13 protein-coding genes are annotated in these 13607 nt (G+C 66.8%); 4 read left to right on the top strand and 9 right to left on the bottom strand.

Going from position 1 to position 13607, the window contains the following annotated elements:
- Positions 1–2: 2 nt before the first annotated feature.
- The 6 genes from KBY95_RS06350 to KBY95_RS06325 all read right to left on the bottom strand — a co-directional run bounded on the left by KBY95_RS06350 (position 3) and on the right by KBY95_RS06325 (position 4722).
- Entirely contained in the window at positions 3–605 is a 603-nt protein-coding gene (locus tag KBY95_RS06350) for a heme-copper oxidase subunit III (protein WP_254964126.1), read from the bottom strand.
- A complete protein-coding gene (locus KBY95_RS06345) occupies positions 602–2272 on the bottom strand; it encodes a cbb3-type cytochrome c oxidase subunit I (protein ID WP_254964125.1) in 1671 nt (556 codons plus the stop codon). Before KBY95_RS06345 ends, KBY95_RS06350 begins: the two co-directional genes overlap by 4 nt.
- Positions 2273–2276: 4 nt before the next feature.
- Positions 2277–3215 (bottom strand): cytochrome c oxidase subunit II, encoded by a 939-nt coding sequence (locus KBY95_RS06340; RefSeq protein WP_254964124.1) that lies wholly within the window; start codon positions 3213–3215, stop codon positions 2277–2279.
- A 15-nt stretch (positions 3216–3230) separates the two neighbouring features.
- Complete coding sequence (locus KBY95_RS06335; protein WP_254964123.1) at positions 3231–3854, bottom strand: DUF2231 domain-containing protein; 624 nt, start codon at positions 3852–3854, stop codon at positions 3231–3233.
- Positions 3854–4351 carry a DUF2231 domain-containing protein gene (locus KBY95_RS06330; protein WP_254964122.1) on the bottom strand — a complete coding sequence of 166 codons (498 nt, stop codon included), beginning with the start codon at positions 4349–4351 and terminating at the stop codon, positions 3854–3856. Before KBY95_RS06330 ends, KBY95_RS06335 begins: the two co-directional genes overlap by 1 nt.
- A 176-nt stretch (positions 4352–4527) precedes the next feature.
- Positions 4528–4722: a Nif11-like leader peptide family natural product precursor gene (locus tag KBY95_RS06325; protein WP_254964121.1), complete on the bottom strand. Its 195-nt coding sequence runs from the start codon at positions 4720–4722 to the stop codon at positions 4528–4530.
- Between the two features lie 97 nt (positions 4723–4819).
- Here KBY95_RS06325 and KBY95_RS06320 point away from each other — a divergent pair, with 97 nt between their 5' ends.
- Entirely contained in the window at positions 4820–6235 is a 1416-nt protein-coding gene (locus KBY95_RS06320; RefSeq protein ID WP_254964120.1) for an NAD(P)/FAD-dependent oxidoreductase, read from the top strand.
- 36 nt (positions 6236–6271) lie between these two features.
- On the opposite strand, the gene KBY95_RS06315 is transcribed toward KBY95_RS06320, so the two are convergent.
- Complete coding sequence (locus KBY95_RS06315) at positions 6272–7078, bottom strand: SDR family NAD(P)-dependent oxidoreductase (RefSeq protein ID WP_254964119.1); 807 nt, start codon at positions 7076–7078, stop codon at positions 6272–6274.
- 233 nt (positions 7079–7311) lie between these two features.
- On the opposite strand from KBY95_RS06315, the gene KBY95_RS06310 reads away from it, so the two are divergent.
- Positions 7312–8217: a DMT family transporter gene (locus KBY95_RS06310; RefSeq protein ID WP_254964118.1), complete on the top strand. Its 906-nt coding sequence runs from the start codon at positions 7312–7314 to the stop codon at positions 8215–8217.
- A gap of 6 nt (positions 8218–8223) precedes the next feature.
- Complete coding sequence (locus KBY95_RS06305) at positions 8224–9198, top strand: VOC family protein (protein WP_254964117.1); 975 nt, start codon at positions 8224–8226, stop codon at positions 9196–9198.
- On the opposite strand, the gene glgX is transcribed toward KBY95_RS06305, so the two are convergent.
- Entirely contained in the window at positions 9137–11266 is a 2130-nt protein-coding gene (gene glgX / locus KBY95_RS06300) for a glycogen debranching protein GlgX (protein WP_254964116.1), read from the bottom strand. The two genes, KBY95_RS06305 and glgX, sit on opposite strands and share 62 nt — an antisense overlap.
- 134 nt (positions 11267–11400) lie before the next feature.
- Here glgX and KBY95_RS06295 point away from each other — a divergent pair, with 134 nt between their 5' ends.
- A complete protein-coding gene (locus KBY95_RS06295) occupies positions 11401–11895 on the top strand; it encodes a DoxX family protein (protein WP_254964115.1) in 495 nt (164 codons plus the stop codon).
- A gap of 33 nt (positions 11896–11928) precedes the next feature.
- On the opposite strand, the gene KBY95_RS06290 is transcribed toward KBY95_RS06295, so the two are convergent.
- Positions 11929–13557, bottom strand: coding sequence for an ABC transporter ATP-binding protein (locus KBY95_RS06290; RefSeq protein WP_254964114.1), 1629 nt, complete (start codon positions 13555–13557; stop codon positions 11929–11931).
- Positions 13558–13607 lie beyond the last annotated feature (50 nt).

Raw genomic sequence — 13607 nt, 5'->3', positions numbered from 1 at the left:
GTTCAGGCTCTCCAGACATAGAGCAGCACGAACAGGATGATCCAGATCACATCCACGAAGTGCCAGAACAGGGACGTGGCGATGACGCCTTCTTCCCCACCGGCGTAGTTGCCCGGGAGGAAGGATTTGGCCAGCATCAGGCCCATCAGCAGGATGCCGGTGAGCACATGCAGGCCATGGAAGCCGGTGAGCAGATAGAAGGTGCCGCCGAAAGTGCCGGAGGTGAAGCCGAACGTGAGGCCGCTCCATTCCACCGCCTGGCCGTAGAGGAAATAGGCCCCCATGGCCATGGTCAGCAGCCAGAAGCCCCGGAACAGCCAGATCTTCCCCTTGCCTTTGAAATGCTCGGCCACCACCATCGTGAAGGAGCTGGACACCAGCACCACCGTGTTGATCAGCGGCATGCGCCATTCCAGGCCGTCGACACCGGCGGGCAGCCAGTCAAGGGCGGAGAGGCGCAGCAGGGCGTAGCCACTGAAGAACGCCAGAAAGATGACGCTTTCGGAGCACAGAAAGATGATGAAACCGGTCAGGTTGTGGTTGGCGTGCTGGCCCTCGCCGTGGGCCCCGGACGGGCTGGCGGGGGGGACGGGTATGCTGCTCATCGGTTGGCCTCCTGAAGGGTGAGCTCGCGCTCGATCTCGGCCTCGTGCTCCACCAGCGGCTCACCGGTGCCATAGCCGTAGGGGCGGCTGATCACGGTGGGAACGTGCTCGCCGAAGTTGTCCTCCGCCGGGGGTGACGGCAGCAGCCACTCCAGGCCGATGGCGTTCCAGGGGTTGTGGGGCGCCCTGGGACCCCGGGCCCAGGAGCTGATCATGTTGAGCAGGAAGGGGATGATCGAGACCCCCAGCAGGAAGGCCCCCAGGCTGGCCAGCACGTTCCAGAAGGCGAACTCCGGGTCGTAGGAAGAGACCCGCCGGGGCATGCCCATCAGACCGAGGGGGTGCATGGGCAGAAAGTTGAGGTTGGCGCCCACGAAGGTGAGCAGGAAGTGCAGCTTGCCGAGGCCCTCGTAGGGCATGCGGCCGGTGAACTTGGGAAACCAGTGGTAGATGGCGGCGAACACACCCATGACGGCCGCGCCATAGATCACATAGTGGAAGTGACCCACCACGAAGTAGGTGTTGCTGACGTGAATGTCGATCGGCACGGTGGCCAGCATGATGCCGGTGATCCCGGCGAAGACGAAGTTGAACAGGCCACCCATGCAGAACAGCATCGGGGTGGTGAGCCGGATCTTGCCGTTCCATAGGGTGCCCAGCCAGGCGAACACCTTCACCCCGGTGGGCACGGCGATCAGCATCGTGGTGACCATGAACAGGTTGCGCATCCACTGGGTCACGCCACTGGGGAACATGTGGTGCACCCAGACGATCAGCCCCAGGCCGACGATGATGAACGATGCCAGGCACACATAGACGTAGCCGAACAGGGGCTTGCGCGAATAGACGGGGAACAGCTCCGAGAAGATGCCGAACACCGGCAGGATGATCACATACACCGCCGGGTGGGAATAGAACCAGAAGAAGTGCTGATACAGCACCGGATCGCCGCCCCCTTCGGGCCTGTAGAACGAGGTGCCGACGCTCAGATCGAGCAGCAGCATCACGGCGCCGCCGGTGAGGGCGGGCAGGCCGATCAGCTGCAGGGTCTGGGCGGCAAGCGCCGTCCAGCAGAACACGGGCATGCGGAAGAAGCCCATGCCCGGCGCCCGCATCCGCAGGATCGTGGTGACAAAGTTCACCGCCCCCATGATCGAGGAGACGCCGGAGAGGGCCACCGCCAGCACCCAGAGGAACTCGCCGTTGATCAGGTGGCCGAGGGGGTTCTGCAGACTCACCGGCGGGTACGACCACCAGCCGGAGGTGGCCGGGCCACTGGGCACGAAGAAGCTGGCGATCAGCAGGATGCCGAACACCGGCACCAGCCAGAAGGCGGCGGTGTTGAGCCGCGGGAAGGCCATGTCGGGGGCACCGATCATGGTGGGAATCAACAGGTTGTTGAGCCCGTTGAGCACCGGAAAGATGAACAGGAACAGCATGATCGTTCCGTGCATCGTGTAGAGGCCGTTGTACACGGTGCGATCCACCAGGTCGGCCTCCGGCGTGATCAGTTCGCCCCGCATGATCATGGCCAGCAGGCCACCCACCAGGAAGAAGAAGAAGGCCACCACGATGTACTGGATGCCGATCACCTTGGCATCGGTGCTGAAGCTGAAATAACGCCGCCAGGAGGCGGGCGGTTCGGGGGAGAGGGCGGTGCTGGTCATGGCCTCAGGCGTCGTGGGGAAGGGAGCTGGAACCGGGAGCGTTCACCTGGGGCGGGGGGGCCGGCACCACCGTGGGCCAGCCGCCGCGGGGGTTGGTCTGGCGCTCGGCGTACTCGTCGGCCGCGACGCTGAGGCCTCGCTGCAGGGGGGCGGCAGCCGCCTGCTTCAGCCAGAGGCCATGGTCTTCGGCGGTCTCGACCACCACATCGGCCTGGTTGGCGGCGAACCAGGTGCCGCTGAACTGGGAATCGCGCAGGCGGTAGCGCCCGACCCGGGTGGGGGTGAGGCTGAAATCGATCGCCCGGCCTGGAATCACGTCCTGCTTGAGCCGGAAGGCCGGGATGAAGAAGCCGTGCAGAACGTCCTCGGAGACCAGGCGGAAGGTGACCGGCCGATCCAGCTCCAGGTGCAGCTCGGTACTGGAGACGTGATCGCCGGGATAGCGGAATTCCCACGACCACTGCCGGGCGAGCACCTCCACCTGCTCCGCCGGCAGCCGGTCGCCGGGGTACCCCCCCTGCTGCTCCTGGGGACTGCGCAGATGGATGTGCTCCATCGGCCCCAGCACCCCCAGTTCGGTGTTGATCTGGATGGCGTACCAGGCGATGGCCATCACCAGCACCAGCGGGATGGCGGTCCAGATCACCTCCAGCCGGGTGTTGCCCTCGATCGGCTCGGCGTCGCTTTCGTCGTACTTCTCGGCCCGGTGCACGAGCATCACCCAGCCCATCACCGAGATCACCCCCAGAAACACGAAGGTGCCGACGCCGGTCTCGAAGCTGAACAGGCCGTCCACCAGAGGGGCGGCATTGGAGGCCTGCACCGGCAGCCAGCGCAGTGACGCGCCGGCCATCCAGTAACTGATCAGGGCCAGCAGGCCGATCCAGACGGCCAGGCCGGCCAGGGCGGCGGGGCCGGGACGTCGAGGGGTGGAGGAGGTCATGGGAAGGGGGGACCCTCAGGGAAGGGCGTCGCGGAGATCGGCTCCGCTGGCCAGGAGCTGGTCGGCGGTGATGTGGACGCCGAATTCGGCTGCCAGTTCGGCGCCGAGGGTGCCGTGCAGGCCGATCACCAGGAACAGGGCCAGGCCCACCAGGAGGTAGAGCCACTGCACCTGCCGGCCCATGTCCCGGCGCCATAGAAAGCGCTGGTAGCCGCGCCAGACGGTCATGGCGATGATCGCCACCAGGATCGCGACGCCGCCCACGCCATGCCAGAGCATCGTTTCCATGCTCTGGAGCCCGATGCTGCTGGTGACGCCGGGAATCGGCACCGCCAGCAGCATCTCGAAGAAACCGGCCGCCACGGTGAAGAAGCTGACGACGGCGCAGGCCAGCAGGTTGTACCAGCCCACGTCATGGAAGCCGGAACGGGTGATCGGCAGGGCCAGGAAACGGAACACCCGCTTCTCGAGTGGGTAGAGGGCGCCGACGATGTCGAAGGCGATGGCGATCACGAACAGTCCGATCGTGAAGTGGACCAGATTCGGATGGATCGGCAGGCTGTAGGGGAGGTCGTTGGGCCCGAGCCAATCCCCCAGCTGCTGGATCGGCGCCTCGGCCCCGGGCACGGAGAAGGTCATCAGATCAGCCCGGCACGCCCGGCGGCCACCACCGGGACGGTGTGCAGGCCGTAGACCCAGACCAGCTGGCTGCCCAGGGTGACCTGGACCACCACAAGGGCGGCCAGCACCCCACCGGCGGCCAGGAAGGGCAATGGCAGCGTCTCGGGATCACGGTTGCGGAGCACGTAGCGCCAGCCGGTGAGTACCGACAGGATGCCGGCCAGTGACCAGCCCAGGGTGCTGTGCAGGTTGAGGATCGTGCCTGAGGCGCCGTAGGGATCGGCCAGGCCCGCTTCCACCTGACCGAAAATGATTGCCACGAAGATGGCCCCGGTGGCGAACAGCAGGTTCCAGAAGCTGACTTCAAACAGATTCGGCCGGCGCATCACAACACCGAACAGATCAAAGACCACGCTGATCACCGCCATGGCGATGACGAAGTGGACCACAATCGGATGGAGGGTGTCCATCCAGGGCAGGTTGTGGTCATTGAGGGCTGGCAGCTGTAGCTGCATCGGGCACCGGCCACGCTTTGCTCCATCACCTTGGCCAGCCCCCGGCAGATGGCCTGGTTCTGTGAGCATTTGCTACAGGATTGTGGCGAAATCCCGACCTGGCCGGACACCCCTGCTCAATCCTTGTCGCTGGCGCCGAAGGCCTGCATCAGGGCGTCGCCCCAGCTGTTGATCGCTTACAGCCTGTGGTCCGGGGCGCTGCCGATGGCGGCGGCATGGGCCTTGAGCAGGGTGGCCTTGCTGAAGTCGTGGCCGTGGCTGCTGGCCAGGTCGACGACGTCGTCGAGACGGGCCGCAGCGTGGAGTCGTTGGCGCAGCTGCCCATCGGCGGAGACGCTGCTGACGAAGGCCTGCAGGGCGGAGAGCGACACGGGCAGAGAGCAAGTGAGGGTCGCTACATCTTCGCAGGGTCGTGCTCCCAGGGCTGCTGATTACCCCTAGCTTGACCCTATCCTGCTTACAGCATCGATGGCTAAGGAACGCTTCTTCCTTGAGCTGGAGCCCAGCGACGCCGAGATGAAACGCTGGCCCCACGTGGTGATCGTGGGAGGAGGCTTCGCCGGCCTCAAGGCGGCCCATCGGCTGGCCGGCAAGCCGGTGCGGGTGACGCTGGTGGACAAGCGCAATTTCAATCTCTTTCAGCCGCTGCTGTATCAGGTGGCTTCCGGCCTGGTGTCCGAGGCGGATGTGGCCACGCCCTTGCGGCAGATGCTGGCCAAGGCGGCCAACGTGCAGGTGCTGCTCGGGGAGGTCGTCGATCTCGACGCCGCTGCCCGGGAGGTGGTCTTCAACGATCGCCGCCTGCGTTACGACAGCCTGATTCTGGCCACCGGATCGGGGAGCACCTACTTCGGCAGCGAACAATGGCGCCAACTGGCTCCGCCGATGAAGATCCTCGAGCACGCCGATGAGATCCGGCGGCGTCTTCTATCGGCCCTGGAGGAGGCCGAGCAGACTCCGGATCCCGAACGTTGCCGCTTCCTGCAGTCGGTGGTGGTGGTGGGTGGTGGCCCCTCCGGTTGCGAGCTGGCGGGGTCGATCAACGAATTGATGCGCCACGCCGCCCGCCGCGATTTCCGACACCTCGATCCCGAGCTTTGTCGGGTGTTGCTCGTGGATCCAGGTGATCGGGTGCTGCGCGCCATGGACCCGGTCTTGTCCAAGGCGGCGGCTGAGTATCTGGGTTCCCGTGGCGTCGAGCTGGTCCTTGGTGGCCGGGTGCAGAGCATCGAGGCGGGTCGTCTCACGGTGGCCTTCAAGTCGCCGCCGCCTGGAGCCCCCAGCGAGCGGGTGCTGGAGGCGGCCACCATCTGCTGGAGTGCCGGTGTGCGCGCCTCCCATCTCGGCAAACTGCTGGCGGCCAGCACCGGATGCACGCTCGACCGCGGCGGGCGGGTGGTGGTCGAGCCGGATTTCTCGATCGCCGGCCATCCCGAAATCCGGGTCGTGGGCGATCTCTGCTCCTATTCCCATACGATCGATGGCAAGCCCCTGCCGGGCATGGCCGGACCGGCGGTGCAGATGGGCGGCTGGGTCGCCCTGGATCTGCTGGCTCAGCTGCAGGGGCAGCGGCAGCCCCCCTTCCGCTGGTTCGACTTCGGCAGCATGGCGGTCATCGGTCCCCTTTGCGCCGTCGCCGATCTGCGGGGCCTCAAGTTCACCGGGCCCCTGGGCTGGCTGCTCTGGGGCCTGGCCCACCTGGCCTTCATGCCGGACAACGAAAATCGCATCACCCTGCTCACCAAGTGGCTGTGGGTGATCGCCACCAACCAGAGCGCCAGCCTCCTGATCACCGGCCGCTCCGATCAGCACATGGGCGTGGAGGTGGGTCTGGAGCGGGCGGAACGGGAGCGTGACAGTCTTGCGGAGCCAGCGGCGGCCTGAACGGAGCGGCTCCAGGTCGGCCCCGCTTGCCAACGCTCAGAGGCCGGGGCTGCTGTGCATCAGGCCACCATCGGCGAAAATCGTGGTGGCGGTGATGTAGCTGGCGGCGTCGCTGGCCAGGAAGCCCACCACCTTGGCGATCTCTTCTGGCTGGGCCATGCGGCCCATGGGGATGGCGGCGTTCAGCTTGGCCAGCAGCTCCGGATTGTTCATGGTGGAGTCGTTGATTGGCGTGGCCACGGCGCCGGGACCGACGTTGACGATCGTGATGCCGTGGGGGGCCAGCTCGAGCGCCGCGGTGCGTGTGAGCATGCGCACGCCGCCTTTGGCGCAGCAGTAGGGGGTGTTATCGGGCATCGGCCAGTCTTCGTGCACCGAGGAGATGTTGATGATGCGGCCGCCGCCCCCCTGGGCAATCATCTGCTTGGCGGCGAACTGGGTGGCGAAGAAAACACCGCGCAGATTGACATCCAGAACCTTGTCGAAGTTGTCCGGTGTGGTGGTAAGGATCGACGTGCGGGTCTCGATGCCGGCGTTGTTGACCATCACATCGAGGCGGCCATATTTCGCTACGGTGGCATCGACGAGACGCTGCAGGTCATCGAGCTTGCCCACATCGGCTTGAACGCCGAAGCTGCAGCCTCCGTAGGCGCCGATTTCACGCTCCAGCTCTTCGGTGGCTTCGGGATGGGAGCGGTAGTCGATCACCACCTTGGCGCCGAGTTCGGCGAGATACTCAACGATGGATTTACCGATACCGCTGTTGCCACCGGTGACGATGGCGACCTTGCCTTGCAGCAGGGTGGAGAGGGCCTTGCCGGCCAGGGGGTTGGAGCTCGTCATCGGGGTGGGGCCAGGAGAGGGTTGGGGAGGGACATTCACAGGCTCATCCTAGATCCGACGACCGAACAGGCCCAACCAGGTTGATGTCGTCATTATCTGAAAATTCAACACCCGGCTCGGTGCCCTGGACCTTTTCGTTGGCCTTCACAGTAGTGATCTTCAGGCTCCGATCATGCCGCCACAACGATGGGCACCATCTCTAGTCTGTTTGGCACTATCGTGGATGCATTCGCATGGGCGGCAGTCTGTTGCAAGACCCGGGGGGGAACGAGCAGGCCGCCACTTCGGTAGCGAAGGGAGCGGCCCTCCTGGTGGCAGCGTTCCTGGCCAACACACTCCAAAGCGCCTTCGCGCGGGCGGTGGGTGCCGACATGGATGCGCTGACGTTCACTTGGCTCACTTTCGTTCTGGCGCTGGTCCTGTTGATTCCGGTGCTGGTTGTGCGTGGCGGTCGCGATCTGCCCACCGCCGTGTTGCCCCTGCATCTGCTCCGTGGCGGCATGGGCATGGGGGGCTTCCTGCTGTTCATGGCCGCCGCCAAGCTGGTGAATCTGGTCAATGCCAATGTCCTGTTGAATACGACGCCCATGTTCATACCGTTGCTGGCCTGGCTGGTCCTCAAGCAACGGATTCCTGCCAATCTCTGGAAGGCGTTGGCGGTTGGATTTGCCGGCATGGTGATTGTCGTGCAGCCCAATGCGAGCCTCCTCGACAAGCCCGGTGATCTCCTTGGACTGGCAGCCGGATTCGTCTGTGCCATTGAGTTTCTGGCTGTGAAGGCGCTGGGTAGGAGCGAGTCTGCCTTTACCCAGCTTGCCTATTTTCTGGTGATCGGCAGCCTGACATCCAGTTTGATGATGTTGGGGCGTTTTCAGAGCATCACGGCGGATCAACTCTTCTTGGTTTTGGCCTCGGCCATCTGCTTGCTGAGCTTCCAGTTGCTTTTGATCCGCTCCTACAGTTTTGCGGATCCAAGCGCCATCGGAGCTTTTCAATATTCGTCCGTGATCTTCGCTGGCTTGATCGGTTGGATCTGGTTTGGTCAGATCCCGAATCTCGGCGTGGTGGTGGGTACTGTGCTGATCTGCACCGGTGGCGTGCTCAGCCTTGTCTGGCAGAACCAGCCGCGAACCAACTAGCTGGCGATGATGTTGCCCCATATCGAGAGCATCGGCTTCACCAGTGCCGACGCCGAAGCCAGCGCTGCCTTCTTCGTCGAAGTCCTGGGCTTCCAACCGTGTGGCCAGGCCCGGATCGTGGATGGAGGCCCCTACAGCGCCCTGGTCGGGCTGCCGGGCACCCGCCTCAAGCTGCTGCGGCTGGCCATCGGCTCGGAGCTGCTGGAGCTCACCGAGGTGCTCGCGCTGGGACCCGACGCCCGTCCTGGCCGGCCGATTCCGGCCGATTCGCGCAGCAACGACCTCTGGTTCCAGCACGGTTGCCTGGTGGTGAACGACATGGCGGCGGCCCTGGCCCGGCTGCAGCCAGCTTTCGCTGCCGGGCGGATCGCGCCGATCTCCGCGGCGCCGCAGCGGCTGCCGGACTGGAACACGGCTGCCGCCGGCATCGTCGCCTACAAGTTCCGCGACCCGGAGGGTCATCCGCTGGAGCTTCTGCAGTTCCCGCCGGACAAGGGCGAAGCCCGCTGGCATGAGGAGGCGCCCGGGCCGCTGCTGGGCCTTGATCACAGCGCCATCGGCATCGCCGATACGGCCGCCAGTGCCTGCTTCTACCGGGAGCTCCTGGGGCTTGCCGCGGGAGGAGATGGCGTCAACAGCGGCCCGGAACAGGATGGCCTGGACGGTCTGGCGGCAACCCGGGTGCGCATCACCTCCCATCGCTGCCCCAGCGGTGCTGGCGTCGAGTGCCTCGACTACCGCGAGCCCGGCGGCGGCCGGCCGATGCCCGCCGACCAGGGTCCCCAGGACATCGCCCACTGGCAGCTGCGCCTGCGGGTGGCGGATCTGGAGGCGATCGCCGATCGGGCCGAGGCGCTGGGTGGGCGTCTGATCTCCGGCGGGATCATTGAGCTGGGCCAGCAGGCCGAGGCGATCGGAGCTAAGTGGGCCCTGCAGCTGGCCGATCCGGATGGCCATCGGCTGCAACTGCTGCAAGGTTGAGCTCCACGGTCAGCACCACGACCGAACGGGGCTGCAGTGTGTAGGTGTCACCCACCAGGGCCGGCGCGCTGCCCCAGGGCACCACATCCTCCGGGCTGGGCCGGGAGGTGTCGATCCAGCGCTGCCAGGCATGGGGGCCGGCCCCGGCGGGGGGCAAACGGAACGGCAGCGGTTCCCACCAGGCGTTGAGCATGGCGTGCCAGCGGAACCGTTGGCCAATGCTGGTGATCGTCATGGCGAAGGCATGGGAGCTTTCGCTCCAGTCGGGTTGGTTCGGTTCGACCCCATGCCAGCTCACCTGATGCCGTTGCACCAGCTCGCCGAGGCTGAGGCTGCGGGAGCTGACCACCACATCCCGCCGCTGGCGGTAGGTCACGAGCTCCCGCACGAAGCGATGCAGGTCGGCCTGGCGGTCCAACAGCGACCAATCGAGCCAGCTGAGGGGGTTGTCCTGGGCGTAGGCGTTGTTGTTGCCCTGCTGGCTGCGGCCCATCTCGTCCCCCATGGCCAGCATCGGTGTGCCGGTGGCCAGCAGCAGCAGGGTCAGCAAGTTGCGGCTCTGCCGGGCGCGCAGGGCCAGGACATCGATGTCCTGCGTGGGTCCCTCGACGCCGCAGTTCCAGCTGGCATTGTCGTCGCTGCCGTCGCGGTTGTCTTCGCCGTTGGCCTCGTTGTGCTTGCCGTTGTAGCTGACCAGGTCCGCCAGGGTGAAGCCGTCGTGGCAGGTGATGAAGTTGACGCTGGCCTCGGCTTCACGCTGCTTGTGGCCGTAGATGTCGGGGCTGCCGATCAGCCGTTGCCCGACGCTGGCCGCGAGGCCCGGGTCTCCCTTGACGAAACGGCGCACGTCGTCGCGGAAGCGTCCGTTCCACTCCTGCCAGTTGTCGCCGACGAAACTGCCCACCTGATAGAGGCCGGCGGCGTCCCAGGCCTCGGCGATCAGCTTGGTGCCCGCCAGCACCGGATCGGTGTCGATGTCCCAGAGGATCGGGGAGAGGGGCGTCGGCTGTCCGGTCTGGTCCCGATCCAGCACCGAGGCCAGATCGAAGCGAAAGCCATCGACATGCAAATGCTGCACCCAGTGGCGCAGGCTGTGGTGGATCAGGCGCCGTACCACCGGGTGGTTGGTGTTGAAGGTGTTCCCGCAGCCGGTCACATCGATGTAGGTGCCATCCCCTTGCTGCAGGTAGTAGTCGCCGTCCGCCAGGCCTCGGAAGCAGAAGGACGGCCCTTCGACATCGGCTTCGGCGGTGTGGTTGAACACCACATCAAGGATCACCTCGATGCCGGCGCGGTGCAGCGCCTTGACCAGGTCGCGGAACTCATCGATCACCGCCAGGGGATCGCTGCTGCAGGCGTAGCCAGGGTGGGGCGCGAAGAAGGAGATCGGCTGATAGCCCCAGTAGTTGCGGTGGCCATCGGGGGCCGCCAGGGGATCGAAGGCGAACACCGGCAGCAGTTCCACCGCCGTGATGCCCAGATCCTGGAGGTAGGGGATCTTGCTGATCAGGCCCCGGTAGGTGCCGGCCTGCTCCGGCGGCAGGCCGGCACTGGGGTGGGCGGTGAAACCGCGCACGTGCAGTTCGTAGATCACCGTTTCGCGCGAGGGCCGGTGCAGGGGGCGATCCCCCTGCCAGTCGTAGGCGAGCGGATCGGCCACGACGCTCTTAATGGCGGTGCCCCAGTCGCCGGCGCTGCTGCGGCCGGGGGCGCGGCCATAGCCCGGTGGCATCGCCAGGGCCAACCCATGGGGGTCGAGCAGCAGGTTGGCCGGATCGAACCGCAACCCCAGCTGCGGCTGCCAGGGCCCCTCCACCCGCCAGCCATAGAGCTGGCCGGGCCCGATGCCCTCAACCCGGGTGTGCCAATAGCCGCCGGTGCGGTGCCGGGCGGGATCGAGGGCGATGCGATGGCTTGGCACGGCGTCATCGACGCGCTCGAACAGGCACAGTTCCACCGCCGTTGCCCGCCGGGCGTAGAGGCTGAAGTTGACTCCGCCATCACCCAGGGAGGCACCCAGGGGAGCAGTGGTGCCTGGGGACGGCAGGGCCGCCGTGCATGGGGTCATGGCGATGGCAGGGGGGAGTGGCAGGAGCCCTGCCCCGCATGATGGCCAGGGGAGGCGGATTCGCCCTGCCGCGGCGCCGACCGCCCACCCTGCTTACGTTGGGCCGGCAAGCCGTTCCGCTGCTTCGCTCACCGATGGATCTCGAGATTGTCACGCTGCTCGTGCCTGTGGGGCCATCCCCGGCGGCGGGCGTCGGCCTGCTCCTGCTGCGGCTGTTCGTGGGGGTGGCCTTCATCCGTCACGGCTGGCCGAAGCTGCGCAACCTCAAAACGTGGTCGACGGCGATGAAGACGCCGGAATGGCTCTGTTTTCTGTCGGCGGCCTCGATGTGGGGTGCCGGGATCGCCCTGATCCCTGGGCTGCTCACCCCCCTGGCGGCCCTGGCGATCCTGGTGTCGATGGCCTATGCCATGGTGCTGGAACTCGTCTCCGGAACGCCCTTCATCGCTCCCGATCCGTACCAGATCCCCGAGGGGGACTACGCCGGACCGATGGGCGTCGGTGAACCGCCGAGCTGGGAGAAGGCGGCCATGTACGTGGTGATGTGCCTGGTGCTGATCACCTCCGGTGGCGGCCTTTTTTCCCTCGACGACCTGCTGATTGCCGACCTGCTGGGCGCGATCCTCTGATCTTTCCAGACCAGGACGGCTCCGTCGGGTGGATCACGGCAGGGCGGGCAGGCGCGGGCAGGCCTCCACCAGGGTGCGGGTGATGGCGACCTGGGGATGGCTCAGCAGCGCGGCACCGGCTCCCTGCTCCACGACGCGACCGCCGTCGAGCACGAGGACCCGGTGGCAGAAGCCACCGGCCACCGAGAGGTCGTGGGTGATGAACAGCAGGCCAAGGCCGAGCCGGTCCTGAAGGCGCCGCAGCAGGGCCAGCACCTCGGCCTGCACTTCGGCGTCCAGCATGCTGACGCTCTCGTCGCAGAGCAGCACCTGGGGTTCGAGGATCAGGGCGCGGGCGATCGCCACCCGCTGCTGCTGACCGCCCGAGAGTTGGCGGGGTAGCCGGTTTTCGAAGGACTCGGGTGGATCCAGCCCCACCAGGGCCAGCTGCTGCCGGGCGCGACGGCGCGCCTCCGGGCGGGCGGCCAGTCCATGGATCATCAGGGGATCGGCCACCGCCTCCCCCACCGTCATCTGGGGGTTGAGACAGGCCAGGGGGTCCTGGAAGACCATCTGCAGGCGCCGCCGGGCCCGCCGCAGGGCACGGCCCCGCAACTGGCGCAGGTCGACGCCCTGGAGCCGCACCGCCCCGCCCCGCACCGGCGCCAGCCCCATCAGGGCCCGGCAGAGGCTGCTCTTGCCGCAGCCCGACGCCCCCACCACGCCGATGGTCTCGCCCTCATGCAGCGTCAGGCTGATCCCATCCACCGCCTTGATCCAGCGCGGTTGCCAGGGCATCGAGGGCAGGGGATGCCAGCTGCGCAGTTCCTCCACTTCCAGCAGCACCGGTGTGGCGGCGGGGGCCTCGCTGTGGCCACCCTCCCGCAGCCGGGCGGCCCCCACCAGCCGTTGGGCCAGCGGGGAGGCCGGCGCCGTGAGCAGCTGGCGGCTGGGGGCCTCCTCCACCAGACGCCCCTGGTCGAGGACGGCGATGCGATCGCACCAGCGGCCGGCCATGGCCAGGTCGTGGCTGATCAACAGCAGGGCGCTGCCGGTTTCGGTGCAGAGATCGCTGAGCTGGGCCATCACCTGTCCGGCCACGGCCACATCGAGGCTGGTGGTGGGCTCATCAGCGATCACGAGAGGCGGCTGGAGGGCCAGGGCCAGGGCGATGGCCAGGCGCTGGCGCATGCCGCCGCTGAATTCGTGGGGAAAGCTGCCGTAGCGCTCTGGGGCGATGCCCACCCGGGCCAGCAGTTCCTTGGCCCGCTGGCGGCCCCCGCCGCGGTGGGCGGCCAGGGTGTCACGCAGGTGTTCGCCGATGGTGAGCAAAGGGTTGAGCCGGGTCATCGGGTCCTGGAACACCAGACCCACCGCCTCGCCCCGCAGCCGGCGCAGGGCACCGCGCCTGAGCTGGCGGGGGTCCTGGCCGGTCAGCAGCAGCTCCCCCTCGCAGACGCTGCCGGGGGGCAGCAACTGCAGCACGGCCCGGGCCACGGTGCTCTTGCCGCAGCCCGAGGGGCCCACCAGGGCCAGGCGCTCGCCGGCGGAGAGGCTCAGGTCGAGGCCATCGAGGGTGGCTTGCTCGCTGCCGGGGTAGCGCACCTGCAGCTCTCTCAGCTGGAGTACTGAGGGGTGGGCCGATGGTGGACCTTCGGCAGGAAGGACCGAGGTTGGCTCCATGGAAAATTGCGGGACTAGAGGTTCTCGGATTTGCCGTGGATCACGCCCTC

Origin of the sequence: Cyanobium sp. Aljojuca 7A6 (assembly GCF_024346455.1) — a bacterium.
Taxonomy (GTDB): Bacteria; Cyanobacteriota; Cyanobacteriia; order PCC-6307; family Cyanobiaceae; genus Cyanobium.
This window is presented reverse-complemented; position numbering and strand designations above follow the sequence as displayed.